The organism is Mesoflavibacter sp. CH_XMU1422-2 (assembly GCF_037029245.1).
GTDB classification, from domain to species: Bacteria; Bacteroidota; Bacteroidia; order Flavobacteriales; family Flavobacteriaceae; genus Mesoflavibacter; species Mesoflavibacter zeaxanthinifaciens.
This window is the reverse complement of record NZ_JAYMEE010000059.1, coordinates 78,923-104,617: the sequence shown is the minus strand read 5'-3', so window position 1 is coordinate 104,617 and position 25,695 is coordinate 78,923. Positions and strand designations below refer to the sequence as shown.

Annotated in this window: 26 protein-coding genes and 1 other RNA gene; 8 read left to right on the top strand and 19 right to left on the bottom strand. The window is 29.3% G+C overall.

Annotation, left to right across the window (positions count from 1 at the left end):
• Positions 1 to 77: 77 nt before the first annotated feature.
• Both WA340_RS08090 and WA340_RS08085 read left to right on the top strand, forming a co-directional pair.
• Positions 78 to 761 (top strand): cell division ATP-binding protein FtsE, encoded by a 684-nt coding sequence (locus WA340_RS08090; RefSeq protein ID WP_336128395.1) that lies wholly within the window; start codon positions 78 to 80, stop codon positions 759 to 761.
• 6 nt (positions 762 to 767) lie between these two features.
• Positions 768 to 1,655 (top strand): glycosyltransferase family 2 protein, encoded by an 888-nt coding sequence (locus tag WA340_RS08085; RefSeq protein ID WP_336128393.1) that lies wholly within the window; start codon positions 768 to 770, stop codon positions 1,653 to 1,655.
• Here the strand turns inward: WA340_RS08085 and WA340_RS08080 are convergent.
• The gene (locus WA340_RS08080) at positions 1,652 to 2,062 is read right to left on the bottom strand and encodes a sugar 3,4-ketoisomerase (protein ID WP_336128391.1); all 411 of its coding nucleotides are present in this window, start codon (positions 2,060 to 2,062) and stop codon (positions 1,652 to 1,654) included. The two genes, WA340_RS08085 and WA340_RS08080, sit on opposite strands and share 4 nt — an antisense overlap.
• Positions 2,063 to 2,887, bottom strand: coding sequence for a glycosyltransferase family 2 protein (locus WA340_RS08075; RefSeq protein WP_336128390.1), 825 nt, complete (start codon positions 2,885 to 2,887; stop codon positions 2,063 to 2,065). It abuts the gene before it with no gap.
• A gap of 38 nt (positions 2,888 to 2,925) precedes the next feature.
• Here WA340_RS08075 and WA340_RS08070 point away from each other — a divergent pair, with 38 nt between their 5' ends.
• On the top strand, positions 2,926 to 4,068 hold the full coding sequence (locus tag WA340_RS08070) for a glycosyltransferase (RefSeq protein WP_336128389.1): 1,143 nt from the start codon (positions 2,926 to 2,928) through the stop codon (positions 4,066 to 4,068).
• Here WA340_RS08070 and WA340_RS08065 read toward each other — a convergent pair.
• The 5 genes from WA340_RS08065 to typA form a co-directional block, all read right to left on the bottom strand.
• On the bottom strand, positions 4,065 to 5,372 hold the full coding sequence (locus tag WA340_RS08065; protein WP_336128387.1) for an O-antigen translocase: 1,308 nt from the start codon (positions 5,370 to 5,372) through the stop codon (positions 4,065 to 4,067). The genes WA340_RS08070 and WA340_RS08065 overlap by 4 nt on opposite strands.
• Positions 5,373 to 6,470 carry a DegT/DnrJ/EryC1/StrS family aminotransferase gene (locus WA340_RS08060; RefSeq protein WP_304144102.1) on the bottom strand — a complete coding sequence of 366 codons (1,098 nt, stop codon included), beginning with the start codon at positions 6,468 to 6,470 and terminating at the stop codon, positions 5,373 to 5,375. It abuts the gene before it with no gap.
• Positions 6,463 to 7,308: a FemAB family protein gene (locus WA340_RS08055; protein WP_304144104.1), complete on the bottom strand. Its 846-nt coding sequence runs from the start codon at positions 7,306 to 7,308 to the stop codon at positions 6,463 to 6,465. The genes WA340_RS08060 and WA340_RS08055 overlap by 8 nt, the downstream gene beginning before the upstream one ends.
• Before the next feature lie 369 nt (positions 7,309 to 7,677).
• Complete coding sequence (locus WA340_RS08050) at positions 7,678 to 8,445, bottom strand: nicotinamide mononucleotide transporter (RefSeq protein WP_336128384.1); 768 nt, start codon at positions 8,443 to 8,445, stop codon at positions 7,678 to 7,680.
• Between the two features lie 3 nt (positions 8,446 to 8,448).
• Positions 8,449 to 10,248: a translational GTPase TypA gene (typA, locus tag WA340_RS08045; protein WP_336128382.1), complete on the bottom strand. Its 1,800-nt coding sequence runs from the start codon at positions 10,246 to 10,248 to the stop codon at positions 8,449 to 8,451.
• A gap of 291 nt (positions 10,249 to 10,539) precedes the next feature.
• Here typA and kdsA point away from each other — a divergent pair, with 291 nt between their 5' ends.
• The gene (gene kdsA, locus WA340_RS08040) at positions 10,540 to 11,358 is read left to right on the top strand and encodes a 3-deoxy-8-phosphooctulonate synthase (protein ID WP_336128380.1); all 819 of its coding nucleotides are present in this window, start codon (positions 10,540 to 10,542) and stop codon (positions 11,356 to 11,358) included.
• A 225-nt stretch (positions 11,359 to 11,583) separates the two neighbouring features.
• Here the strand turns inward: kdsA and WA340_RS08035 are convergent, their stop codons facing one another.
• The 4 genes from WA340_RS08035 to WA340_RS08020 all read right to left on the bottom strand — a co-directional run bounded on the left by WA340_RS08035 (position 11,584) and on the right by WA340_RS08020 (position 15,699).
• Complete coding sequence (locus WA340_RS08035; protein ID WP_336128378.1) at positions 11,584 to 11,931, bottom strand: DUF1801 domain-containing protein; 348 nt, start codon at positions 11,929 to 11,931, stop codon at positions 11,584 to 11,586.
• A 1-nt stretch (position 11,932) separates the two neighbouring features.
• Positions 11,933 to 12,301, bottom strand: a complete 369-nt coding sequence (locus tag WA340_RS08030) for a hypothetical protein (RefSeq protein ID WP_336128376.1) — start codon at positions 12,299 to 12,301, stop codon at positions 11,933 to 11,935.
• 70 nt (positions 12,302 to 12,371) lie between these two features.
• A complete protein-coding gene (locus WA340_RS08025) occupies positions 12,372 to 14,432 on the bottom strand; it encodes a hypothetical protein (RefSeq protein WP_304145851.1) in 2,061 nt (686 codons plus the stop codon).
• A gap of 61 nt (positions 14,433 to 14,493) precedes the next feature.
• Entirely contained in the window at positions 14,494 to 15,699 is a 1,206-nt protein-coding gene (locus tag WA340_RS08020) for an NAD(P)-dependent oxidoreductase (RefSeq protein ID WP_304145854.1), read from the bottom strand.
• Between the two features lie 366 nt (positions 15,700 to 16,065).
• Between WA340_RS08020 and ssrA the strand changes: the two genes are divergently transcribed.
• Together ssrA and WA340_RS08010 are read left to right on the top strand one after the other, a co-directional pair.
• Positions 16,066 to 16,463, top strand: a transfer-messenger RNA (tmRNA) gene (ssrA, locus tag WA340_RS08015).
• A gap of 121 nt (positions 16,464 to 16,584) precedes the next feature.
• Positions 16,585 to 16,782 (top strand): hypothetical protein, encoded by a 198-nt coding sequence (locus WA340_RS08010; protein ID WP_336128373.1) that lies wholly within the window; start codon positions 16,585 to 16,587, stop codon positions 16,780 to 16,782.
• A gap of 350 nt (positions 16,783 to 17,132) precedes the next feature.
• Here the strand turns inward: WA340_RS08010 and WA340_RS08005 are convergent, their stop codons facing one another.
• From WA340_RS08005 to WA340_RS07985, 5 genes are all read right to left on the bottom strand, one after another.
• Positions 17,133 to 17,498 (bottom strand): hypothetical protein, encoded by a 366-nt coding sequence (locus WA340_RS08005; protein ID WP_336128371.1) that lies wholly within the window; start codon positions 17,496 to 17,498, stop codon positions 17,133 to 17,135.
• Positions 17,499 to 17,624: 126 nt separating this feature from the next.
• Positions 17,625 to 18,686 carry an AAA family ATPase gene (locus tag WA340_RS08000; protein WP_336128369.1) on the bottom strand — a complete coding sequence of 354 codons (1,062 nt, stop codon included), beginning with the start codon at positions 18,684 to 18,686 and terminating at the stop codon, positions 17,625 to 17,627.
• Between the two features lie 128 nt (positions 18,687 to 18,814).
• Entirely contained in the window at positions 18,815 to 19,102 is a 288-nt protein-coding gene (locus WA340_RS07995; RefSeq protein ID WP_336128368.1) for a helix-turn-helix domain-containing protein, read from the bottom strand.
• Between the two features lie 84 nt (positions 19,103 to 19,186).
• Positions 19,187 to 20,203 (bottom strand): hypothetical protein, encoded by a 1,017-nt coding sequence (locus tag WA340_RS07990; protein ID WP_336128366.1) that lies wholly within the window; start codon positions 20,201 to 20,203, stop codon positions 19,187 to 19,189.
• Between the two features lie 12 nt (positions 20,204 to 20,215).
• The gene (locus WA340_RS07985; protein ID WP_336128364.1) at positions 20,216 to 21,472 is read right to left on the bottom strand and encodes a tyrosine-type recombinase/integrase; all 1,257 of its coding nucleotides are present in this window, start codon (positions 21,470 to 21,472) and stop codon (positions 20,216 to 20,218) included.
• A gap of 365 nt (positions 21,473 to 21,837) precedes the next feature.
• Between WA340_RS07985 and WA340_RS07980 the strand changes: the two genes are divergently transcribed.
• Both WA340_RS07980 and WA340_RS07975 read left to right on the top strand, forming a co-directional pair.
• On the top strand, positions 21,838 to 23,409 hold the full coding sequence (locus WA340_RS07980; protein ID WP_336128363.1) for a tetratricopeptide repeat-containing sensor histidine kinase: 1,572 nt from the start codon (positions 21,838 to 21,840) through the stop codon (positions 23,407 to 23,409).
• 1 nt (position 23,410) lies between these two features.
• Positions 23,411 to 24,076 (top strand): response regulator, encoded by a 666-nt coding sequence (locus WA340_RS07975; RefSeq protein WP_336128362.1) that lies wholly within the window; start codon positions 23,411 to 23,413, stop codon positions 24,074 to 24,076.
• Between the two features lie 201 nt (positions 24,077 to 24,277).
• Here the strand turns inward: WA340_RS07975 and WA340_RS07970 are convergent, their stop codons facing one another.
• The 3 genes from WA340_RS07970 to WA340_RS07960 all read right to left on the bottom strand — a co-directional run bounded on the left by WA340_RS07970 (position 24,278) and on the right by WA340_RS07960 (position 25,695).
• Positions 24,278 to 24,655, bottom strand: coding sequence for a rhodanese-like domain-containing protein (locus tag WA340_RS07970; protein WP_336128361.1), 378 nt, complete (start codon positions 24,653 to 24,655; stop codon positions 24,278 to 24,280).
• A gap of 14 nt (positions 24,656 to 24,669) precedes the next feature.
• On the bottom strand, positions 24,670 to 24,978 hold the full coding sequence (locus WA340_RS07965) for a rhodanese-like domain-containing protein (protein ID WP_027880392.1): 309 nt from the start codon (positions 24,976 to 24,978) through the stop codon (positions 24,670 to 24,672).
• 105 nt (positions 24,979 to 25,083) lie between these two features.
• Complete coding sequence (locus tag WA340_RS07960; protein WP_336128359.1) at positions 25,084 to 25,695, bottom strand: thioredoxin family protein; 612 nt, start codon at positions 25,693 to 25,695, stop codon at positions 25,084 to 25,086.

The following is a 25,695-nucleotide window of genomic DNA, read 5'->3' as shown; positions in this document are numbered from 1 at the left end:
AAGATTAATATCAAAACCTTTTAATAGGCTGTGACGTAAAATTTTGTTTACTTTGTTATAAATAATTAAAATCGAATATGAGTCAAACCGTTTTAGAATTAAAAGACGCTAGTATTTTTCAAGGAGAAAGTTTAGTATTATCTGATGTTAATTTACAAGTCAACAAAGGTGATTTTGTTTATTTAATAGGAAAAACTGGATCTGGAAAAAGTAGTTTTATGAAAACGCTTTATGGTGATTTAAAACTAACTCAAGGTGAAGGTCATATTGTAGATTTTAATTTACGTACGCTTAAAGAAAAAGAAATTCCTTTTTTAAGACGAAAGCTTGGTATTGTTTTTCAAGATTTTAAATTACTAACCGACAGAACCATAAATGACAATTTAACCTTTGTTTTAAAAGCAACAGGCTGGAAAGATAAAGATAAAATGAAAGAACGTATAGAAACCGTTTTGGATAAAGTTGGTATGAAAACTAAAGGTTTTAAGTTTCCGCACGAATTATCTGGAGGAGAACAACAACGTATTGCAATAGCAAGAGCATTATTAAACGAGCCAGAATTAATACTAGCAGATGAGCCAACTGGTAATTTAGATCCACAAACAAGTATTGAGGTAATGGAAGTGCTACAAGATATTAACAAAAACGGAAACACTATTTTAATGGCGACCCATGACTATGCTTTACTTTTAAAATACCCAAGCAAGACTTTAAAATGTGATGACAATAAGGTATTTGAAGTTGTACAACGTAAAAGTTAAAATTTTATGTTATCCATTTTAATACCAACTTACAATTACTACATCTACGATTTGGTATTAAACATTCATGAAAAATGTTTAAAAGCAAACATTGACTTTGAAATTATCTGCTTAGACGATCACTCTGATTCAGATTTTACTAAAGCAAACAAAAAGATTGAAAAACTAACAAGTTGTTACTATAAAATAAGCTCCGAAAACAAAGGAAGAGTTGCTACAAGAGAGCATTTAGCAAAATTAGCCAAAAATAAATGGCTTTTGTTTTTAGACGCAGATGTTATACCTAAAAACGATAACTTTATAACTAAGTATCTAAACTACATAGATCAAGATTACAAAGCTATTTTTGGTGGTTTTTATTACGATGAAAACAGCTATAAAAAGCATCTTTTAAGATGGAAATATGGTAAAAAAAAGGAAGAAGTAACTGCCCATAAAAGAAATTTAAATCCATATAAGGTCATAATTTCAGCAAACCTTTTAATAGTGAAGGACACTTATCTGTCTTTATCAAAACAAGTAAAAACAAATACTTATGGCGGTGATTTAATCTTTGCTACTTTACTAAAAGAGCAAAATATAAAAACTCTACATATTGACAATGAAGTTATCCATTTAGGACTTGAGGATAACAGTTCCTTTTTAAAGAAACAAAAAGACGCAGTAAAGTTGCTGTATGACTCAGTTGAAAAAAGAGAAATAACCAAGCATGATAATAGTTTACTTAAGACACATTCTAGAATAAAAAAAATATATTTAAACCGTCTTTTTAGTTGGTTTTACAAATCATGCAATGGTATAATAGAAAAACAGCTACTAAGTAATAAGCCTAACATTTTTTTATTACAACTACTAAAGCTAAGTTATTTTAGTTTTTTATATCAAAAAAATTAATCTTTAAAAGACAAAAAATCATTATAATCTCTAATATAGTCTTCTTCATCAAACACATCTGAAGCTAACACCAAACACACAGATCCAGATGAAAAATCTTGCAACTCTCTCCAAATTCCTTTAGGTATTAATAAGCCTTTATTTGGTTTATTTAATATTATTGAGCGTTTACTTTTACCATCATCAAGAGTCACCTCAAAGCTTCCGCTTAATGCTATAAGTAACTCTAACTGTTCTTTATGTGCATGCCCACCACGATAAGCATCACTTGGCACATCATATAAGTAATATACGCGTTTTATATCAAAAGGAATGGTATCTTTTTCTACGACAGAAAGGTTACCTCTAACATCTTTAATTTTGGGTATTTCAACTAATTTTACTGAATTAATTGTAGTATGCTCCATTTACTCTTTTTTTGATTGTAAAATGATTTTATAATAATTAATAGCATTATAACCTATACGATGTTTTTTAACAAATTCATTAGGCTTTATTTGTTGTTTTTTTAGCATTAATATTAAATATCTAATTAATTTTAAATATGCAAATCGTTTAGAATATTTATAAAACAGCGCTGCTCTGGCTGCTATTACGCGATCACTTCCCCCAAAACGCCCAGAACTTTCATAAGGATGTTGTACTATAACTTTCGGTATAAATCCTATTTTAAGATTAGCTTTATACAAGCTTCTTAACCAGATAAATTCTTCTGCAATTTCAAAAATACTTCCTAAACCAAAATTGGTGTCAAATTTTATTTTTGTCTCAATTACTTTATGATTTTTAAATGCTATTGTGACGGAGTTTGCTTTTACTAAACTTTTATAATTATGCTGTTTTTGTAAATTATATTTTTTAGCAAGTTTTCCTTCAAAATCAGACATCATAAATGTTAACACATCAAAATTTTTGTTTGTATTAAAAGCATTTTTAATAATGTTATCAAAATTTTCAACATATTTTATATCATCATCTGCTATTAAACAAATATCTGCTTTTGTATTTTTAAGTGCTAGGTTTCTGCTTTTAGACAGCCCTTTTTCATATGAATTAACAACTCTTATATTATCATATTTTGAAGTTAACTCTTGCCCTTTTTCTGTTTGATTAATTATTAAAATATTATAATTACCAAAGTCTTTAGGAAACATAGGTTTCAAAAAGTCAAGATTGCTTCTTTTCATTGTAGAAATAAGAATTTCTAAACTTAATGTATCTTGACTAATCATAAATATATTTTAATACTTTTGGCGTAAAGATATAATAAATGAACATTTTATTGGTTGGCGAATTTAGCAGATTACATAACTCTTTGAAAGAAGGTTTAGAAAAATCAGGTCACAATGTAACTTTAATTGGAAGTGGTGATGGTTTTAAAGGTTTTAATGTTGATATAGACGTAAGTTCCAAAATAAAAAAATCAAAAACATTAAGCCTTATTAATTCTATGTTTATAAGGTTTTTTAATCTTGATTTTATTAAACTTGAAAACGCTTTTTACTACAACCAAAAAATCAACCAATTAAAAGGTTTTGATGTTATACAGTTAATAAATGAAGATGCTTTATTTACTTACCCTAAATTTCAAATTAAATTTTTAGACAAACTATTTTCTCAAAATAAAGATGCTTTTCTATTATGTTGTGGTAATGATTACATATCTGTCAAATATGCTTTAGATGGTAAGTTAAAACATTCTTCCATGACTTCATATTTAGAAGACCAGTCACAAAAGAAAAGATTTATATACGCTTTAAAATACATAACACCACCATATAAAAAACTACATCATTTCATTTATAAAAACACTAAAGGCGTCATAGCTTCTGATATGGATTATCATATCCCATTAAAAAATCATCCGCATTACTTAGGCTTAATCCCAAACCCAATTAATGTTGATAAAATTGAATACATCCCTATAAAAACTAATGATAAAATCAATATTTTTCATGGTATTAACAGTCATTCTTCTATAAAAAAAGGTAACAAATTCTTTACTGAAGCTTTATTTATTATTAAGAAAAAATATGAAGACAATGTAAATATCATTGAAACTACTAATCTACCTTATAAAGAATACATAAACATTTACAACAACGCTCATATTTTATTAGACCAAATTTATGCTTACGACCAAGGTTACAATGCTTTAGAAGCTATGGCAAAAGGTAAAGTTGTGTTTACTGGCGCAGAACAAGAATGGCTAGACCATTATAATTTAGAAGAAGATACTGTTGCTATAAACGCTTTACCTGATGTAAATTATTTAGTTAAAAAATTAGAATGGTTAATAGAAAATCCTGATCAAATTAATAAGATTTCTAAAAATGCTAGACAGTTTATTGAAACACATCATGATTATAAAGAAGTTGCAAAACAATACTTAGCAACTTGGCAAAATAATTAATCTTCTTCCTGTTTCTCTGGGATTATACCAAATAAAGAAGAATAAAAAATCATCAAGATAATCCCGTAATACAGCACATAAGTTACAAAGTGAGCCATATTTGCACCAACAACTCCAAACTCATCAATCAAATATTGACTTGTAAAGTATAATGTAGTGACAGAAAAAGCTTCTGTAATAATATAATGCCAAAACATACGCTTAGCTAAAAACTGGTAAGCGATAACAATAGACAGTACTTTTACAAAATCACCTAAAAGTTGCCAAAAAAACAGGTCTTCTACAGGTTGAAACTCTTCAGTTAAAACAATTAAAACAATAAAGTGTCTTAAAAAGTAAATAATAATAAGACCTAATCCAAAAATCGGAATTATAGTTTTATAAAAGCTAAACACTTCTTTTCTAAAGTCTTTAATAGTGTCAATTTCAGAAAAACGAGGTAAAATATATAGAGACAAAAGTGTACTAACAAACATTAAATAGTAGTTAGATATTCTATTCATCGCTTCCCAATGTCCAGCACTTTCTACTCCTACATTATCTATAATATAATTTCTTATAAATAATGCTACTAAAGGTAAAATAATGGCAGAAAACAAAGCCATTCCGGAATATGAACTTAGCTTTTTAGTTAACTTTAAACTAAACTTACTAGCTTTAATTAAAGGCGCAAAGTTTTGTCTATTAATAATTCCTACAAGCGTAATTAAAAAGATTATAGACTCTGCAATAGCAACAGCTGTTAAACCACCATCTATTCCATCTTTCCAAATTAAAAGAATAGTAATAATGGCTCCTAAAATCTGACCAAAAATGTTGAATATTATTAAATATTTATATTTAGAAAAACCATTCATTATAGCAAAAGCCAACATGTTTAATGCATAAAAAGGTAGTGCTAATGCTAAAATTTTTATTATGTATGTGTAGTTATTATAGGCTTTAAAAATGAAGTCGTTTATGTACTCTGCATTATAATAAATTAAAAAACTTAGTAAAAGAGTAGAGATAAAACCTAAATAAAAAACCGTAGATAGTATTTTAGAAAGTTTTGTCCTGTCATGTTTATGTTGTGCTATATATTTAACAACACCTTTGTATAGACCTAAAATAGATATAGACTGTACAGAACCAACAAAATTACGAAGGTTACCCACTAGCGCCATACCTTCGGCACCAATAAAAATAGCCATAAACTTTGACGTTAAAAATCCAGCTATAATTTTAACAATCACAGATACTGAATTAAGTGAAGCTACTTTTAATAAAACATTATTATTAATATAGTTTAATACTTTTTTCAATTAGTAATCATTAAGGGTTCTAATAACTTGATCTACTTCTTTTTGAGTCATCACAGGACTAATAGGTAGACTAACACAAGTTTCGTGAATTTTTTCTGTTATCGGAAATTTCAAACTATTTAATCGATAAAGCGCTTTTTGTTGGTGAGGAGCTGTAGGATAATGTATAGCCGACTCTATTTTGTTAGCTTTTAAATAATTAACAAAATCCTGACGATTATTTACTAAAACAACAAATAAATGAAACACGTGGTTTGAGGAGTAATCATAAAACGGTAATTTGATTTTAGGATTGTTGATTTCAGACAAATAACGCTTTGCTATCTCTTGACGTCTTAAATTATCTGCATCTAATTGTTTTAATTTAGTTGAAAGAAACAATGCCTGTATTTCATCCAAACGACTGTTACTTCCTACTAATTCGTTAACATATTTAGCTGAAGACCCGTAATTTCTTAACTTGAAAATCACCTTCGCTAATTCTTCATTATTTGTAGTAACAGCACCAGCATCTCCTAATGCGCCAAGATTTTTTGAAGGGTAAAAACTAAATGCTGCAGCATCTGCTAAATTGCCTGCTTTTTTTGAATCTGCTGTTGCACCATGAGCTTGCGCAGCATCTTCAATAACTAATAAATTTTTATCATTAGCCAGTTTATTTATAGAATTCATATCGCACAACTGCCCGTAAAGATGAACGACTAAAATTGCTTTTGTTTTAGTTGAAATATGCTTATCTATTTCTAATACATCAATATTAAAAGTTTTTGCGTCTGGCTCTACTAAAACTGGAGTTAAACCGGCGTTTATTATAGATATAATGCTTGCTATATAAGTATTTGCAGGAACAATTACTTCATCGTTTGGTTGAAGCAAACCTAACTCTAGATAGCCTTTAAAAATCAATTCTAAAGCGTCTAAACCGTTACCTGTTCCTATACAATATTGCGTACCACAATAGGTAGCAAATTCGGTTTCAAACTGTTTTACTCCTTCACCAAGAATATACCAACCGCTTTGTAAAAAAGCCTCAAACTTTGTTTTAAATTCGGTTTCAAAACGTGCGTTTATTTTATGTAAGTCTAGAAAATTAATCATCAAACTCTAAATTAATTATTGACTGTTCAAATATCGTACAACCTAATTCCTCCTTCTGCTTCTTTAAGCCAGGATTATACCCTAAAGGTGTTTTTGCAAACGCTGTACCCATAGAAAAACTTTGCTTACCTTCTTTTTGATACAAATTGATTAAGTGTATAAAAAGATAATCCAATGCTCGATATTTTTCTCCTAGAGATGTAGTTGCTCCATATTGTGATTTTACAACATGGTCTTTTTCAAAAATAGTTATACCTGCTAATAAAATATTATCTAAATAAATATTAAATTGTTTTATGTTATCAGGAAATAGATTAGATAAATATTTAATTTCAGAAAGTGAATGAACTGGTTGTGCTTGGTGTTTTTCTCTTAATCTAGGAATTAAAACATCATTCCAAAACCGGTCAAATTGATTTGATTTATCTATTATAAAATGATGCTTATTGTTCCTGTACTTTTTTAATTTATTTTTATGTATCGTTAACTTTTTAGTTAAATCTACTGCAAAAACCATTTTAGTCTCTTCTACCTGTTCATTAAAACAAGTAATAATTTCATTATAGAGATGTTTTTGTTTGTAATAAAATTCAGGAATTAATTTAATCTTTAAAGACTTAAAATTTTGGCTTTTAAAAAATACACGGACCTGACTTATAATTTTTACTAAACTATTGATGTCATTAACACTTCCACAAAACACAAATCCTCCATAAGTTAATCCCTGATGAGAAAACAGCTTATCTTCTACTCTATTTGCTGGTAAAACTGCGACTAACTTTTCTTCTTTAAATACCATTAAAGAATAGTCTTCAAATCGGTCTTTATGATAATCCATAAAGTGACGATTAAAAAGAAATGTGCCATTTTTGGATTGACTTATAAAGTCATTCCAAAGTTTAAGATGTGACGCTGAATATTTATGTACTGAATAAATAAAGTAACTGTTTTTACAGCTTTGAAAGTACTAAATTTTCTTGAAAAACGCATAATAAAAGTTAACACAAAAAATTGCTGCGTTTGCTATAATTATAGGCAAACCAACTCTAACAGTTGGTAACATAAACCCATAAATTATAAATAATGTACAACCAATCATGTTAACAATTCTTAGTCGTTTTACATTTTTCATTGTAAATGAAAGTAAGACAAAAAAAGAGGCAAAATAGCCTATGTATTCTGTTAAAGTTATACCGAATAATTCCATTTATTTTTCTTTTATGTTTTGAACATCTCCATTAAGATGCCAATCAAAATAGGTTAAAATAGCATTGCTTAAATAAAACACATATTTGATAACATTAGCTAAATTACCTTGAATAAAATTCTTTACTATTTGTGCAAAATTATAAAATGTCCAGACTAAAAAGGACTGTTTGTATTTAAAAACAATACCTACATTTCCTATAATAGAAATTCCAAAAATAATTGCAATTGTATGTTTAAAAATTGGATTGGTTATTGTTGTACCAAACCAATAAAATCCTAAATATACAAGACTATACGAAATTATAAATGCTACAAAAAATAATATCCAATACCTAAAATCTGCATTTTTAATACGTTCGCCTTCATACCATTTTTTTGTAGACAGTAACGCTAATCCAAAGGTTAAAGGATAAGTTATTATGGCTGAATGATTGCCAAATAAATAATCTATAACTCCAGAATTTATAGTCGTAAAAATCCAAATTACGTTACCTATATTACTTTGTCTAACTAAAAAACGTGTAGCTAATAAAGAAAATGCCGCACCAATAATTGATAAAATTCCTATCGGGAAAGCACCTTTTTCTATATAACTCCATAAACTAGAAAAAGGTATCCCAAAACGGATACCTCCTTCATAATATATAGTTTCATGAAAATTTCTGTAAAGTGTAATACTAACTACCAAAACTACTCCAAGTACATCTATATATTTAGAGTGTACAATGCGTCTAAGCAAAGGGTTTGATATGGTAGTATTGGTCACTTTTTACAAAGCTTTATTACGCTTACGTTCTACTTCTTTTAGTAAAATTTTACGTAATCGTAAGTGGTTTGGTGTTACCTCTACATACTCATCTTTTTGTATGTATTCTAAAGCTTCTTCTAAAGAAAACTTAATTGCAGGTACAATCTTAGCTTTATCGTCTGCTCCAGCACTACGTACGTTACTTAACTTTTTAGTTTTTGTAACGTTTACAGTCATATCATCTTGACGCGAGTTTTCTCCAATAACTTGACCTTCGTAAATATCTTCTCCTGGATCTACAAAAAACTTACCTCTATCTTGTAATTTATCAATAGAATAAGGAATAGCTTGACCGTTTTCCATAGATACTAAAGATCCGTTTTGTCTTTCTGGAATACCACCTTTTACTGGTTGATATTCTTTAAAACGGTGTGCCATAATAGCTTCTCCTGCAGTTGCTGTTAATAATTGGTTACGTAAACCGATGATACCTCTTGACGGAATGATAAACTCGCAAACCATACGGTCTCCTTTAGCTTCCATACTCATCATTTCGCCTTTACGCATCGTTACAAGCTCTACTGCTTTACCAGAAACTGTTTCAGGTAAATCGATAGTCATTTCTTCAACTGGCTCACATTTTACACCATCAATTTCTTTAATGATTACTTGTGGCTGACCAATTTGTAACTCATAACCTTCACGACGCATCGTTTCGATTAAAACCGATAAGTGTAATACACCACGACCAAAGACCATAAATTTATCGGCACTATCAGTTTCTTGTACACGTAAGGCTAAGTTTTTTTCTAACTCTTTTGTTAAACGATCTTTAATATGTCTTGACGTTACAAACTTTCCGTCTTTACCAAAGAAAGGCGAATCGTTAATAGTAAATAACATACTCATTGTTGGCTCGTCAATTGCTATAGTTTTTAATCCTTCAGGATTTTCAAAATCGGCAACCGTATCACCAATTTCAAAACCATCAAGACCAACAATAGCACAAATATCTCCAGTTTGTACTTGATCTACTTTTATACGACCTAAACCTTCAAAGACATGTAATTCTTTAATTCTATTTTTTACCATAGAACCATCACGTTTTACTAACGTAATTTGTTGGTTTACTTTTAAGTCGCCACGTGTTAAACGTCCAATAGCAATACGACCAGTAAAGCTAGAGTAATCTAAAGACGTGATTAACATTTGTGTAGTTCCTTCTTCAATTTTTGGTTCAGGAATATGCTCGATAACCATATCTAATAATGGTTCGATGTTTTCTGTTTGTTGCTTCCAATCTTCACTCATCCAGTTGTTCTTTGCAGAACCATAAACTGTCGGGAAGTCTAATTGCCACTCTTCTGCACCAAGTTCAAACATTAAGTCAAACACTTTTTCGTGTACCTCATCTGGCGTACAATTTTCTTTGTCTACTTTGTTTACAACTACGCAAGGTTTTAACCCTAAATCAATAGCTTTTTGAAGTACAAAACGCGTTTGAGGCATTGGTCCTTCAAAAGCATCAACTAATAAAAGTACACCATCTGCCATGTTTAAAACACGTTCTACTTCACCTCCAAAATCGGCGTGACCAGGTGTATCAATAATATTAATTTTAGTGTCTTTATAAGTAACCGATACGTTTTTAGAAGTAATCGTAATTCCACGTTCACGCTCTAAATCGTTATTATCCAAAATTAAATCACCAGTATTTTCGTTTTCTCTAAATAACTGACAGTGATACATAATTTTATCAACCAGCGTTGTTTTACCGTGGTCTACGTGCGCAATAATTGCAATGTTTTTAATCTTAGCCATAAATAGTGCCTTATTTTAAGCGTGCAAAGGTAGGTATAAATTATATATATTCAACACTTTATTTTTTAATTGGGCATTACCCTTTGTAACAACGCCTATTTTTAGAGTAAAACAAAGATTATTAATAAGTTACAAAGGGTCGCGCTTTCAGAAGTCGCAATCAAAGATGTGCTCCAACAATTCTTCAATCGCTAATGCAAGTGTTTGCCAAGATTATTTATTTCAACTAAAAATAAAAGCCTATTTATTTCAGTCATTAATAGTATCTTTGTAGCATCTAAAACTATAATAATGACACTTCAAGATATACCTAAAATCAAACATACAGATAGTAATAACTTCTTTTTACTTTGTGGTCCATGCGCAATTGAAGGCGAAGACATGGCTTACCGCATTGCCGAAAAAGTAATTAGCATTACCGATAAACTAAATATACCTTACGTATTTAAAGGTAGTTTTAAAAAAGCAAATCGTAGTCGTATTGATAGTTTTACAGGTATTGGTGATGAAAACGCATTAGAAATCCTTGCTAAAGTGTCTGAAAAATTTGATGTACCTACCATTACAGATATACATGAAGTTAGCGATGCTGCAAAAGCAGCACAATACGTAGATGTATTACAAATCCCAGCGTTTTTAGTACGTCAAACCGATTTGGTTGTTGCTGCTGCAAAAACAGGAAAAGTAGTCAATCTTAAAAAAGGACAATTTATGAGTCCTGAAGCGATGAAACACGCTGTACAAAAAGTAAAGGATGCAGGAAGTGACAAAGCTTGGATTACCGATCGTGGTACTATGTTTGGTTACCAAGATATGATTGTAGATTTTAGAGGTATTCCTACAATGAAACACTATGCGCCTGTAGTTTTAGACGTTACACATTCTTTACAACAACCTAACCAAAGTGCAGGTGTTACTGGCGGACGACCAGATATGATCGAAACTATTGCGCGTGCTGGCGTTGTAAATAATGTAGATGGTTTATTTATCGAAACACATTTTGATCCAGCTAACGCAAAAAGCGATGGAGCAAACATGCTACACTTAGATAATTTAGAAGGTTTACTAACTAATTTGGTAGCGATTAGAAAGTTGGTGCAGAGTTTTTAATTAGTGACACCAATTACACGAATTATCACTAATTATATTTCTAATATAGTTGTTTATAAAACTACGTCAGTTCGAGTGTATTTTATGCAATTTTATATGGAATAAAAAATATATCGAGAACTTTAAGTTTATACTTCTCGATACAATTTTACTTAGCTACTCTTCGTAAAATCACTCGAAGTGATGATAATGAATATTACCTTTGATGATAGAGCTATTTGTTTTTCAATACAATTCACTAGCAGCTTTCAATACATCAATAAAAACATTGTCATTTATAGCATCTAAAGACGTATATCTAAGTGACATCATTTTTTTACGATTTTCGGTAATTTGATGTTCTTGGTGTATTTTAATTTGTGGTCCTTTTACAAAACCAACATCTACAAATTGCTTTTTATGACTGGCATTGAAATAACAAAAAGGCTTTCCTTTTAAGTAGTAAAATGGGATTTTATATTTAAATTTTAATTCTATTTCTGGTAAAGTGTGTTCTACTAAAATTTGTAAATGCAATAAAATAGCCCGAAAATGTTCGGGCTGATTTAATATATATTGTTCGGCAGGATTCATTTTAGAATATCGCTAAAATACCAATCACTAATAAAACAATTCCGATAATCGCTTTAAAAGGCATTAACTTGTCTGATAATTTTCTTAATGAATTTTCAAATGCAGGCGCTTTACCAAATACGTGTGTAAGTAGCAAAATACCACCAAGAATACTTACAATACCATACAAACTAAAATGACCTCCAAATAGTCTTAACAATGGTATTACAACTAATGCGCCACCAATTATAGTTTGAAAAGGCGCTAAAACACCTGCGATTTTGTTAAAAAAGTTACTTTCTCCATCCCATTTATCTAATGTTGACAGACCAAGCAAAATTCCTCCAGTAATGTTTGCTATTATTAATAGTAAACCCAATAATTCACTCATATCTTTGTTTTTTTAGTTAGATTTAAATTTAATAAAAAAGTGAATTAGACACTAATTTTTATTTTCAAATTTAAAAATCTGTAGCATCGTTTGGATCAGTTCCATTTATAGCTTCATCGCCATCATTAACACCATCTCCATCGGTATCTGGATTGTTTGGATCTGTGATGTTTCCGTTAGGATTAGCTGTAGATTGACCGTTATCGATACCGGTTAGCTCTTCACAATCAAACAAGCCATCATTATCAGAATCTATAAATGTTGGAGGACCTAACAAGTAAAACATTCCGTTTGTTGATACTTGATTTGATACTGTATTTTCAACTCTTACATATAAAACTGTTAGTCCGCTAGAATTTGAAAATGGAGTTGCAATAGGATTAACGTTAGCATCTGCATCTGCTTGAGTTTCATGAAAAGTTATGTTTGAGTTTATGTAATTATCATTAAACTGTTCTAAATCGTAAGTCAATCCATCGCAATCTTCTGAGAACCATTCTGCGCTATAAACAGCTACATCTTGAGGATCTAAATAATCAGGAACATTGTCTCCGTCGCTATCTTGATCCATTGGATTTGTATTACTTCCGTAAACCTCATCTGCAGTGTTTATTCCATCACCATCATCATCTTGGTCTTGATAATCTGGTATACCATCTTGGTCAGTATCATCATCTAATAAATTTCCGTTTCCATTAATATCTTCATCTATATCATAAACACCATCATTGTCAAAATCTCCTAAAGTGATACAGGTTGATGTTGTTCCTAAATCTGTATTTGCTGTGAAATTTCCAGTTAAAACATCAGTTTCTTGTCCTCCAGCCACATCTACTACATTTATTATATATGCGCTATCTGAGGCACAATAACTAATACTTTCGTTTACTGTCCCGTCTGTAATTGGTATAACTTGTGCATTGTTACCATTTACTAACTGCATGTAACCGTTAGTAATTGGGTTACCATCGCAATCATTAAACATTCCGGTAAGTGTAGTTAATTGTTCTGTTGAGTTTGTTACTGTTACTGTAACGGTATCATCTGCAGAAAATGGTCCTACTGTTGTTGTAAACACATCACAACCATAATTAGGAACGGTTAAAGTTAATGCTTCGTTTGCTGCTACTAAACCACAAACTTCTCCGTTACTATTTGTATATCCTCCTGAAGTTGAATTCCATGTAGTTGTTTGTAGCGTTAATTGCGCATTTAGACTTGGTAGTGGATTACCATTTATATCTTGTAATATTATACAAGTTTGAACAACATCAAAAGGTGCGTCGCAATTCCAGAAACTAAAATGCGATACTTCACCTACGTATTCGTTATCAACTAAGGCAGCTTCTCCTTCTTCTACCCAATATCCATTTTGCTCATCAAAATACCACAACGGTATTGTTGCTGGTGGATTTGTTGCATTAGTTGGCACGGGAACAGTTATAGTTGCTGTACTACTAGATGCTATGTTTAAATCTTCACCGTTTTCTCCAATTAGTTCTACAGCAATCATACCGTAAGTTTCTAAAGCTCTTAAATTACCTGCTGTATCTTGAGCTATTAACATACCTGGCATTTGTAGATTCATATCTTCTTCATCTGGATTTAAATGTCTTAACACGACATCTACATTACCTTGATATGCAAATCCTGTTGAAGTTTCAAAATTACCATCAAAATCAACTTTGGTTCCGTTTGGTAAATCAATTGTTATAGCTTGACCAGAAACTATTGTTGCATTTGGTGTAGCTTCTAACAACATTATTTTAACTTGATTAACACCTTCTGTTGGCACTAATGCTCTAGAACCAGAAATATACCCTTGTTTTGATGCTCTTATGTACGCAAAACTCTCATATACAGAAACATTATTAACAGCAAAAACACCATTAACGTCTGTTATTGCAAATCCGCTACCTAAAGTAATGTTTGCTCCTATGATTGGCTCATTATTTTCATCAACAACACGACCTATAAAGTCTGCTGAAATTTGTGATCCAAAATTAGCAAAGAAAGGATTATCAGATAACCCATCTTCTTGTTGTTGGTTGATAGGTATATTATTATCCTTTTCACAAGAAACTACTAAAAAAAGGAATACTAAGGTGTAAATTAGTTTTGAAAATTTCATACTTAAAACATTGAATACCAAACTAAAGGTAAATTAAAATAATTACAAAAGAGAATTAACCTTATTCTTTTCCTTCTACATAATCTTGTAGATACGCATAACGTTTGGTTAACTTTCCGTTTTCCGTCATTTTTGCTCGTTTTAAAACACCATTTTTATCGCTATTAAAAAATGCAGGTATCACGTATTTTAAAAACATCTCTCCAAAACCTTCACTTGCGTCTTTTGGTAATTCACAAGGTAAATTATCTACAGCCATAACGGTAATTGCTCCTTTTGCATTGTATGGTACTTCATTTTCTGTTTTAGGATCGTAACCATAAAATGGATCTGCAATTGTTGAAGGTCTTATTGTACTAGCAACTGGTCCGTCAATATCACAAGACACATCTGCTACTAAATTGATTTTAAAATCTGGATGTTTAGCATCTTCTCTTGTAAATAAATAAGGTGCGCCATCACCATAAAAATGACCTGCTATAAAAAAATCGGTTACCTTAGCGTAAGGCATAAAGTTACTTATGTAACCGCTTGGATCTTTATAAAACTCTGGCCTACTTCCTACCTTACCATCTTTGCGTTTGTTATATTCCATAACGTCTATCATACAATAAACAGGCTCTGTAAAATCTGACGTTAAGTATAACGCATCACTTACTTCTTTGATTTTTAAATGGTCTAAAATTTCTTTTGCGCCCTTTGCTACTTTACCTGTTCCAGAAAGCACAATCTTTATGTTTGGTAATTTTATTTTATCAAGCTCTGCTTTTACCTCATCTAAATCTTTTAAGTGTTCTACCTTTGGTAGTTCAAACAAACCATCACGTAATCCTAAAGCCCTAAACCCATTGTAAGCGCCAACTAATCCTGCGTAGCGACCAAAACCTATTAATCGTGCTCCGCTTTCTTTAACGATGGTTTCGTGATCGTATAGCTCGATATTTTTTTCTAAAATGGCTTTTAGCAACTTACGGTTATAAGGTTGCTTTTTTATAGTATGACTGAAGAAAAAATATTTTTTATTAGGAATTAATGCCTCTAAAGGCACTTCTTTTACACCTAACATAACGTCTGCTTCTGAGACATCTTGAGTTACTGTAAATCCTAAATCTGAATAGTCTTTATCTGGAAAAACCCTAATATCTGAAGCCTCTACTACTACGTTTGCTTCTGGAAAATTATCTTTTAGTATTTTTAAATCTTTTGGTGAAAATACAACGCGTCTATCTGGTGGATTTTTACGTTCTTTTATTATTGCGAATTTCATGTATTACATTTTAATCCTGCTAAAATACCTTTATTATTAAGCTTTAGCAAATGAAATTTTTATAGTAAATATGACATTTTTTCTTAAGTTTTTTATAAATGTGTGTTGGTATATTTTTTGATACATTATTTTTAGTAAATTCGCAGTCCTTTACTTTAAAAGGTTTTTAAAACTAACTTTTGGTTTAGGACCGCGTTAAGGATTGAGGTATTGTTGGAGCACATCTATGATTGCGACTACCGAAAGCCTGACGCACTTTTGCCATTAAAAGCAAAAGTGGGTAACGCTAAAATTATCGATGAGATCCCAAGTACAGTTTGGGATAATTCAATGACGTAAATTAAAAATTTACTATTTCATTATTTTGGGGTCGACTGGTTTTGACAGCGAGATTAATTAAATGGTAAGCACGTCGTGTAACGACTATGAAACACGTAAAACGCTAGGTCAACTTTTTAAACGGCGAGAATAACTACGCTTTAGCTGCCTAATCTGAATTATAGTAAGATTACGCCTAGGCTTACAAGGTAAGCAAGCTAAATGTCTCTGGAAAGCCTTGATTGGCGGCGTTCCTTTTTGAGGCATCGTAAAAGTCAAAATAGATTTGGTAGCGCTTTGATGCCAATTCGAAACTTTAAAAAGATAAGCAGTAACTAGGTTGTCTTTAACCAGGTTGCTGATGAAAACACAAGAAAAGACTAAACGTGTAGAAAGCTATTTGGTTACTTGTTTGGACGAGAGTTCGATTCTCTCCGACTCCACAAAAAACCCTGTAAAGTATTGATTTTACAGGGTTTTATTTTTTAGTCGATAATTCAGTCGATAATATTACCTTTTATTTTATTAGTTAAAACACTACTTTTATTATTTACAAATAATAATATTATGGAGGATACAATAAAAGAAAGAATTACATTTCATAAAAAAGCTATACAAATCACTTACCAGAGAAATGAACTTATTTTAGAATGTACAAAACAAAAAAAAGAAATAGAGCGTCTTAATGATCAAGTTAACAAACAAAACGAATATATAAATAAACTCTTAATAGATTTCGAATATATTTGTAAGTCAAAAACATAGATAATTAAAATAGAAAATCCGTTGGGTTATAAAATAGCAGTAATGTTAAAAACAATCTGCGTTTACCAACGGACAAAACAAAGATATAACAAAACCGCACAAAACACAAAAAGTGTTAAAACCAAACAAACAACAGCAAACAAACAACAGCAAACAAAAGTATGTTACTGTGTTTTTATGAATAAACAAAATGTTATTAAAGAAGTATTATCTAACAAACAGTAAACACAAACAGCGTTACAAACAACATAACACAAGTTCTGCAAACAAACAACAGCATAAAATTGTGGACACTATCCCATTAACTTTACACACTTTTTGAGATACTACCAAATTTTAATTCTTTCATTTTATTTAGTTAAATCTATTTTCTGTAATTCATACCTATTTCCTTTGTTATTCCCTTTAAAAAAAACCAATCTAAACCCTGGAATAATGACCTTATATCTTTCTTTTTCATTTCTATAACTCATTTTAGCTTCCAAAAGAGCATTTTGTACTGCATTGCGGATTTCTGAATATGTATTTTTATAAATTGGTGTACTGAGAAATATATATTTTTCCACTGATCCATTTTTAATTTTGATTTTTTGTTCTATTTGCCAACTTTCACAAATAATATTTTTTTTCATTAACTCAATTATACTATTAGAAATGCTACTTATCATCCAATCGCTTCTTTTGGATTTAATTATTTTATCTTCTAATTTTTCCATTTTTTTAAAATATTATTGAATTGTTTGTTGGTAGTTTTTTTATAACCAACAAATCATTTTTTTTAAAGAGGAATAGAAATGGTTGGTTGGTATGGATGTATATACATATAACCAACCAACCATTTATTAAATTTTTAATTTGTATGGCTTATGTGTGCCTTCCTGAAAAACTAAATTATTGTCTTTATAATAGTTTAAAAACTCTTTACACTTGTCATCTCCATTAGGTATATCTTCTATATCAAGACTCCATTTAATTCTTGAAATCAAATCTTTTCTAGCTAATTCTGTCTGATCTATATCAAAAGCATTAAATAGAATTTTTTTATGTGTTTCAAGTGAAATATCCTTAGGATCGGTGCGCTTTATTGTTCCTGGAGATGTAGGAATAAAATCTACAAAATATGGCAACCCCTGCTTATCAACACTAAAGCTTAAAGGATTAATATCAATCCCTCGACTATGAGAAGGAAAGACTTTAGAAACTTCTCCGTCTTTTTCAACGTCTAATACTGTTTGCGCTTTTTGATAGATAAGACTACCTAAATGACCTTTTGCGTTATTATCACCTTTATTTTGATGAACAATAGTTATTATATGAATGTTTAAGTCGTAAGTCCATTTCATAAATTTACTTATAACTTTAATGGCTTCATCCTCGTTATTATACCCAACAATTAAATCTGCTATACCATCAATCACAACCATTTTAATATTTGATTGATTATAAATAACATCTTCTATAATCTTAATGCGCTCTTTAGGAGAGTTTGGTCTAAGGCAATAACAATGATAAAATTCGTTACAGTCTTTAGAATCAACTAATTCAACAACACGTTTAGCTACTTTTTGTGTATCATATTTACTTTGCTCTGTATCAAAATGAATTACATTTGTTTTAGGTATTTCTGTTTTTATTCTTTGGTTTTTCCCATGAATATCAATAGCTGCTGCAATAAGCATTGAAATAAAAAATGTTTTTCTGCTTTTTGATTTACCAGTAACACAAGAAAAGTTACCTAGTGAACCAAATGAAATATCATCGATAGACAAAACTGAAGGTTCTCTTTCGATTTTTTCATTTACATCTATTTTTGCGCTTCTAGTTAACTCCTTGATAGAATTAGATGTAGTGATATTTAAGTCTTTATCTATACTAGATAAAGTTATATTTTTCGTATCTTGCATGCTCTAAATAATCATTTTACAAAACCCTAACACATTGTTGCTAAAGTGTTAGGGTTTTTTTGTTTTAATTTTTGTTTTTTGTTTGCTTGGATTAATAATGCGGTAAATTTTTATGTTAGTAGAAGTGTTTATCTCTTATAATTAAGAGATTTTACATCAATCAAAGCCTGTTCTAAATCAATTCTTTTTATTACAAGTTTGCGACCTAATTTAGATGCCGGTATTTTACCAGACTTAATGTATGCGTAAATTGTTTGGGTGGTTACTCCTATTTCTTCAGCAGCTTCTTCTGGAGTAATTTTTTCTTGTTGTTTTTTTTCTGCTAAAGACTTTACGTTTCTGCTTAACTCTTTAACCTCATTATATAGGTTTTTAAAATCCGAAGGAGAAACATTTTGTAATACAATACCTTCCATATATTGAACATTTTAATTGTTAATAATGGTAAAAGTATTATTAAAAGCTACTGCTAATTATAGATAGTAACTACGTAGTAGGTACTATGAGTTATTTTTAGATATGTTAATTTCTTTTTCAGCTAATTCTCTAACTTCTTTTATTGTAAGTAATGATAAAATATTTTCAATTTTTTTATATCTATTCTTTTTTAGCCTTTCATATTCACGCCCATAAATTTCATTATAGTTTTGTTGAATATTTTTCCAATTAGCACCAAATTTTTCAGAAAGCTCTTTATAACCTTTTTCAGAAGGGAATACTTCTTTTGTAAATGAAGTGTTAGATGCTGTATGATAATACGCGTAATAAGCAATCTCTAATGCAGATAGGTTTTGATTTATATCATTGCTATTTAGGTTGGATATTTTATCTTTTATTAACTCTAGTAAAGCGGTTGTCTCATACAGTTTTTTATATTCTTCAATAAGATCAAAAATCTCATCTTCTGTACTTTCCATGTTTTCTGTAAGAATGAAAGTAAAAAAATCGTTCAATAAGTGATTTTGAGAAGATTTGTCTTCATGTTTAGTAATAAATTGCTTAAATGTAGCAGTATAAGATGTTGTTAAATATTTTACGATAAACAACGGACTAACATCAAAACTTAATGTTGCATATTGGTCATACGTCATTCCATGGTATCCTTCTTCAGTAAAAAGTAAATGGTCCTGATAATTAACACCTTTATAAATCCTAGAATATTCTGTTTTAAGGTATTTTATTTTTTCTTCTTTATCAAAAAATGCATTTAAAGTATTGTCTATCTCTTCGAAAGCATGCAAAGGATCTGATTCAACTAACACTTTAAGTGAAAGTAATGAAAAAAGTTCTTTTTTAAAGTTTGGGTGCAATTTGTAGCAGTATGAGTTAAAAACAATAGGAAACGTAAAAGATATTGAAGATGAACCAAAAACTCGATGAGTTTCATCAAGTACAATTACATTTTTTTCTAATAAAATTTTAATTACCGTAAGGTCAATAGGTATTAAGTTTGCACCGTTTAGCATTCCTAAATACTTTATATCTATATCATTATCTAAAAAATCACATTTAAGCATAATTAAGACTTTTTAATCTTTATTGGTCATACTTCCAAAAGCATTATTAATTGCATCATGTTTAGCAATATTATCAACTTTATAATACGTATTGAAGGTTTTTAGGTCTCGATGACCTGACATTTCCATTATAGTTTTATCTGCTACTCCTTTATTTTTTAATATAGTTACAAAGCTGCGTCTTGCGGTATGTGTCGATACGCGTTTATAAAAGGGTTTTGATAATATTTTGTGTTCTCTGTTTTTTGTGCGACTATACTCAACATCAAATGTAAATTCAGCATTTTTAAAAATTTCTTTAATAAACTGATTTTGCTTTTGATTACTAATTAATGGTAATTGAAATTCATATTTTTCTAAAATACTTTTACTAACTTCAAATAAAGGGATTTCTCTTACTTCTTTAGCAACATCTTTTTCCTCCTTAATTAAGATTGAATTTTCAGTTACAGTACGTTTATTTATTCTTTTTAACTCTCCATACCTAAGTCCTGTTAAACATTGAAACACAAAAACATCTTTAACTTTTTCTAAAGCTAGAGACTTTGTTTGGTATGTGTGAATTTCATTTACTTGATCTAAATTTAATGCAATTTCTTTAGTGATAACTCTTTCAGGTTTTTTAAAATCTATAAAAGCACTGTTATAAGTGTATTTATTTTTTAATGCCCAAAACATAAATGTTTTAAATAGCCCAAGGTTTCTGGCAAATGTATTGGTACTATGGTCTAAAACTCTGTAACAAAAATCTTTAAATTCAGTATCAAAATTATTATTTATTGTACTAAAAGTAAGCTTGTATTTTTTATATTTTTCGAAGTGAATTAAATGATTTTTTATATTAATATATCTCTTATTAGTTGCTTGTTTCCATTCTTTTCTTTTATTTTTTTCCTCCATAAATTCATCATAAGCATCAAAAAAACTATTATTCTTTTTAGAAATTTTTTTAAACTCTAAATCAAAAGCATCACGTAATATTTTTGAGGTAAATTCTTCATTGATTTTTGAATACAATGCCTTAGTTTCTTCAAATTTCTGAGTATACCTTAATAGTTGAGTATTTACAGTTAAATTGTTAGGTGCTTTATGTTTTCCTTTTAAATAAGGCTGTCTATAATCAAAATCCCAATTTACAGGAGCTATTGTTTCTCCTGTAGAATAAACAAACTTCTTTTTCTCCTTATTAAAATGACATGTGAAGTAGATTAAAGATGGCTTTTCTCCTTTCTGGTTTTGAGGATTTTTTAAGTAAAACGAATGCTTCATAAAAGTTCAAAAATAAGTTTAAATACTGGGTGACAAAATAGGTGACAAAATAGGTGACAAAATAGTTATAATTAATTATAAAGTTAAAATACTAAACAATAATAAACTCCTTTATTTATTAGTAAAAATAGTATTTAATATACTTTTTTCATTATAGTTAAATATATAGATTCAATATTCTCCGACTCCACAGAAAACCCTGTAAATTACTGATTTGCAGGGTTTTAATTTTTTTTTAAGACAACAACTTACACTGAAAGAAATTTCTTAAAAATAATATTACCGTTTTACTGGTATTGTTATATTTTTGATTTATGAATAATAAATCACTATTAACATTATTTTCTTTTTTCGCTTGCTACTTTATGAGTATTAAAATAGCATTTAGTAAAACTGAAATAGATAGTCTACAGTTTTATATTGAAAAAATAACCTCGATAAACTCTAACAAAGATCTTTTTGATGCTTACAACTACTTGTCTAAAGAGAAAGATAAAAGATCTGATTTAGACAAAACTTATATTTATTACAATCTTTCTAAAATTGACTACACTTTAGGCTTTTACTATGATAGCGAATATAATGCTGTACAAGCTTTAAAAATTATTGATAAAATTGCCGACTCTGACTTTAAAACAAGCTATAAAAAAAGTCTTTACACATTATTAGGTAAAATTTATAAAGCGTTAAACTTTAATGATCAAGCATTAAATTTTTATAACAACTCGCTTAAAATTGCTAATACCACTAAAGATAGTGTTGTCATTTACAATAATATTGCAACAACATACAAGGCTAATAAAGATTTTAAAAAGGCTAACAACATCTTACTGAAAGCTAAAGAGTTATTACCTAAAATTAATGATCAAACCGAGGTAGCTAGAATACTTGATAACCTTGGAGCTATTAAGACTATTTTACAAGATCCAGAAGCTTATACTTATCTAAAAAAATCACTAAAAATACGTCAGAAACTTAAAGATTATTCACAATTATACCCTAGCTATAAAAGTCATTTTAATTATTACTTTAGCAAGAATAATATCGATTCAGCAAAAAAATATAGTGACTTAGCTTACGATATATCCAGATTAATTAATAGTCCTTCTTATCAAATAGATGCTATTAAATTAAAACTTAAAACCGACAACAATGTTAACATTAATGAGTTTTTAAAACTTACAGACAGTTTAGAAAAAGTAAGAAACATAAATAAAAATCAATACTCACTTTTAAAGTATAATGTAAATAAAAGCTTACTAGAAACTGAAAAACAAAAAAGCCAAAAAACCATCTACAAGTTTAGCTTAATCTTTACAATAATACTAGTTGTATTATTCTTGTATTTATTAAACATAAGACACAAAAAACAAAAATTAGAGCAAATCTACCAAACTGAAACCAACATCTCTAAAAGAATACATGATGAAGTAGCAAACGACATTTATAAATATATGATTGTTTTAAATGAAAACAAATTAGATAAACAGCTACAATTAGACACCATAGAAGACATATACTACAAGACTAGAGATATTTCTAAAGAAATTAATGTAATAAATGAAAAATCTAATTTTAAAGACGAATTAAAAGATCTCTTTTCAAGCTACTCTAACAACCAATGTAAAGTTGTAAGTAATGGTTTTTCTGATATTGAATGGAACAAAATAAACAAACATAAAAAAATAACTATTTACAGCGTATTACAAGAGCTTTTAACTAACACAAAAAAACATAGTCAAGCTAATTTAGTAGTAATTAAAATTAATACAAACCGTAAAAAACTAGAACTTCAATATACAGATAATGGTATTGGTACTAATCTAAATTTTAAAAATGGTTTGAAGAATACGGAAAACCGTATAAATACTTTAAAAGGAACTATTACTTTTGATACTAAACCAAATAATGGTTTTAAAGCACAAATTATAATTTAAAATGTTCAAAAAAGTTTTAATTTCTGATGACTTAGATAGTATTAGCCAAGGTGTTTTAAATACGCTTGAAAGTTTAAATATTAGCAATATAGATAAAACACTTTATTGTGATGATGCGTATTTAAAATTAAAAAAAGGATATCTAGACAAAAACCCTTATCAATTATTTATTACAGACTTATCTTTTATTGCAGATCATCGTGAACAAAAATTTAATTCTGGTAAAGATTTAATTAATACATTAACCCAAGAACATCCTGATTTAAAAATTATAGTTTATAGTATTGAAGATAGACTAGAAAATGTAAAACAACTTTATTCTAATAATAAAGTAAGTGCTTACGTATGTAAAGGAAGAAATGGCTTGAAAGACTTAAAAGATGCCATATTGCAATTGTATAACAATAAAACTTACTTATCACCATCAATATCAGATCGATTAAAATCTAAAAATCATTTAGAAATAACAAATTATGATATCGAGTTATTAAAACTCTTGTCTGTAGGTTTATCTCAAGATGAAATTAGCACTAAGTTTAAACAGAAAAACATATCGCCTAGTAGTTTAAGTTCTATAGAAAAGAAAATAAACAAACTTAAATTACACTTCAATGCTCAAAACACAATACACTTAGTATCAATAACAAAGGATACTGGTCTAATTTAATTTATTCAACTTACGGATTACCGTAAAATTATTTTAAACTATTAAGTTAGCTTTACACCATAGATAATGTTTTGGGAGAAGCCATTATCTTAAGTTAGCTAATTGTTGAGTTAAATTTATTTTTTTGGCTATTAATCATTTTATTAAATTTATTAAATCTCAACAAAAAAAAGCCTTACATTTCTGTAAGGCTTTTTATTTTTATTTCTCTTCGTGGCTTAACCATTTACTGTATCCACCTTTAAAATCATAAATTTTAACAAAACCTAGCGACTTCATTTTTTCTGCACATTTGGCACTTCTACCTCCCATATGACAATAGACCAATACTGGTTTATTTTTATCTAACTGTTGTATATCTGCCTCAAAAGTTGGTGATAAAAAATTGATGTTTTGTGCTGTTGCAATATGTCCTGCATCATACTCTTCTGGAGTCCTTACATCTATTAACTGTACATCTTCCATATTAAGATATGTTTGCATCTCTTCTTGAGACACAACTTCTATTTCTCCTTCGGTTACTGTTTTACAGCTTACAACTGCAATTAATAACACAAATAAAATTAAAGCTTTTTTCATACTAAAAAGTTTATCTATTCTACGTCTCCTGTCCATTCTAATATACCTCCTAATAAATTATAAGCATTATCAAAACCTAATTGATTCATAATATTACAGGCTTTTTCACTACGTGCTCCTGACCTACAATACACATAGTAGTTTTTTGATTTATCAAGCTCTTCTAGTTGATATACAAATCCTTGCCCTTTATAAATATCTATATTAATTGAATTTGGTATTTTCTTTTCTGCAACTTCAGCTTCTGTTCTTACGTCTAATATTACTGCATTATCATCTGCATTGAGCTGCTCTGTCCAATCTTTTTGAGATAAATTTGCCATCTTTTAAATATTTTTTTTCAAAATTAAGATTTCTAAGTTATATAGACGTAAAAAAAACCGGAATGTTACATTTCGGGTCTTAACTTTAAATAATATTATAAGCTTTTATACTTTTATAGTACAACCAATAGCTTTTGTTTCCTTAACTTTAATTTCATTTCCTGATAGTAATGCGTTAACTGCATCTTCTACATATTTAGTTTTTACTGCATTTGCATCTTGAAAATTATCATCTATTGCTCCAATATATTTAACAACATTTCCTTTTTTAGTTTTTTGTAAAACATACACATGTGGTGTTTTAGTGGCTCCATATTGTGGATAAATCTTTTGTCCTTTATCAATTAGATACGGAAATGTAAAACCTTTTTCTTTGGCTCTTTTTTGCATTGCTTCCATGTTATCTCCTGGTTTTACATCTGTATTATTTGGCATAATTGCAATAACAGGGTAACCTTTACTTGCATACTTTTTATTTAAAGCTTCAATTCTGTCTTCATAAGCTACTGCATAAGGACACGTATTACAGGTAAAAGTTACAATAAATCCCTTTGCTTCATTAAAATCTGAAAGAGACACCATAGATCCGTCTATATTTTCTAATTTAAAATCTGTTGCAATGTCACCTATTTTATAACCTTCTTTAGGTTTAATTGTAAAAGCACTAATTGTGAGCACTAATACAAATAATGTTAATAATTTCTGTGTTGTTTTCAT

Bases quoted from the DNA above. Each gene is read 5' to 3' on its own strand.
- WA340_RS07995 (WP_336128368.1), bottom strand. From the start codon at position 19,102: ATGGAAGGTATTGTATTACAAAATGTTTCTCCTTCGGATTTTAAAAAC.
- WA340_RS08000 (WP_336128369.1), bottom strand. From the start codon at position 18,686: ATGCAAGATACGAAAAATATAACTTTATCTAGTATAGATAAAGACTTA.
- WA340_RS08085 (WP_336128393.1), top strand. From the start codon at position 768: ATGTTATCCATTTTAATACCAACTTACAATTACTACATCTACGATTTG.
- WA340_RS08070 (WP_336128389.1), top strand. From the start codon at position 2,926: ATGAACATTTTATTGGTTGGCGAATTTAGCAGATTACATAACTCTTTG.
- typA (WP_336128382.1), bottom strand. From the start codon at position 10,248: ATGGCTAAGATTAAAAACATTGCAATTATTGCGCACGTAGACCACGGT.
- WA340_RS08030 (WP_336128376.1), bottom strand. From the start codon at position 12,301: ATGAGTGAATTATTGGGTTTACTATTAATAATAGCAAACATTACTGGA.
- WA340_RS08020 (WP_304145854.1), bottom strand. From the start codon at position 15,699: ATGAAATTCGCAATAATAAAAGAACGTAAAAATCCACCAGATAGACGC.
- WA340_RS08025 (WP_304145851.1), bottom strand. From the start codon at position 14,432: ATGAAATTTTCAAAACTAATTTACACCTTAGTATTCCTTTTTTTAGTA.
- WA340_RS07975 (WP_336128362.1), top strand. From the start codon at position 23,411: ATGTTCAAAAAAGTTTTAATTTCTGATGACTTAGATAGTATTAGCCAA.
- WA340_RS07960 (WP_336128359.1), bottom strand. From the start codon at position 25,695: ATGAAAACAACACAGAAATTATTAACATTATTTGTATTAGTGCTCACA.
- WA340_RS08005 (WP_336128371.1), bottom strand. From the start codon at position 17,498: ATGGAAAAATTAGAAGATAAAATAATTAAATCCAAAAGAAGCGATTGG.
- WA340_RS07965 (WP_027880392.1), bottom strand. From the start codon at position 24,978: ATGGCAAATTTATCTCAAAAAGATTGGACAGAGCAGCTCAATGCAGAT.
- WA340_RS08055 (WP_304144104.1), bottom strand. From the start codon at position 7,308: ATGGATTATCATAAAGACCGATTTGAAGACTATTCTTTAATGGTATTT.
- WA340_RS07970 (WP_336128361.1), bottom strand. From the start codon at position 24,655: ATGAAAAAAGCTTTAATTTTATTTGTGTTATTAATTGCAGTTGTAAGC.
- WA340_RS08035 (WP_336128378.1), bottom strand. From the start codon at position 11,931: ATGAATCCTGCCGAACAATATATATTAAATCAGCCCGAACATTTTCGG.
- WA340_RS07990 (WP_336128366.1), bottom strand. From the start codon at position 20,203: ATGCTTAAATGTGATTTTTTAGATAATGATATAGATATAAAGTATTTA.
- WA340_RS08080 (WP_336128391.1), bottom strand. From the start codon at position 2,062: ATGGAGCATACTACAATTAATTCAGTAAAATTAGTTGAAATACCCAAA.
- WA340_RS08060 (WP_304144102.1), bottom strand. From the start codon at position 6,470: ATGATTAATTTTCTAGACTTACATAAAATAAACGCACGTTTTGAAACC.
- WA340_RS07980 (WP_336128363.1), top strand. From the start codon at position 21,838: ATGAGTATTAAAATAGCATTTAGTAAAACTGAAATAGATAGTCTACAG.
- WA340_RS08090 (WP_336128395.1), top strand. From the start codon at position 78: ATGAGTCAAACCGTTTTAGAATTAAAAGACGCTAGTATTTTTCAAGGA.
- WA340_RS07985 (WP_336128364.1), bottom strand. From the start codon at position 21,472: ATGAAGCATTCGTTTTACTTAAAAAATCCTCAAAACCAGAAAGGAGAA.
- kdsA (WP_336128380.1), top strand. From the start codon at position 10,540: ATGACACTTCAAGATATACCTAAAATCAAACATACAGATAGTAATAAC.
- WA340_RS08075 (WP_336128390.1), bottom strand. From the start codon at position 2,887: ATGATTAGTCAAGATACATTAAGTTTAGAAATTCTTATTTCTACAATG.
- WA340_RS08010 (WP_336128373.1), top strand. From the start codon at position 16,585: ATGGAGGATACAATAAAAGAAAGAATTACATTTCATAAAAAAGCTATA.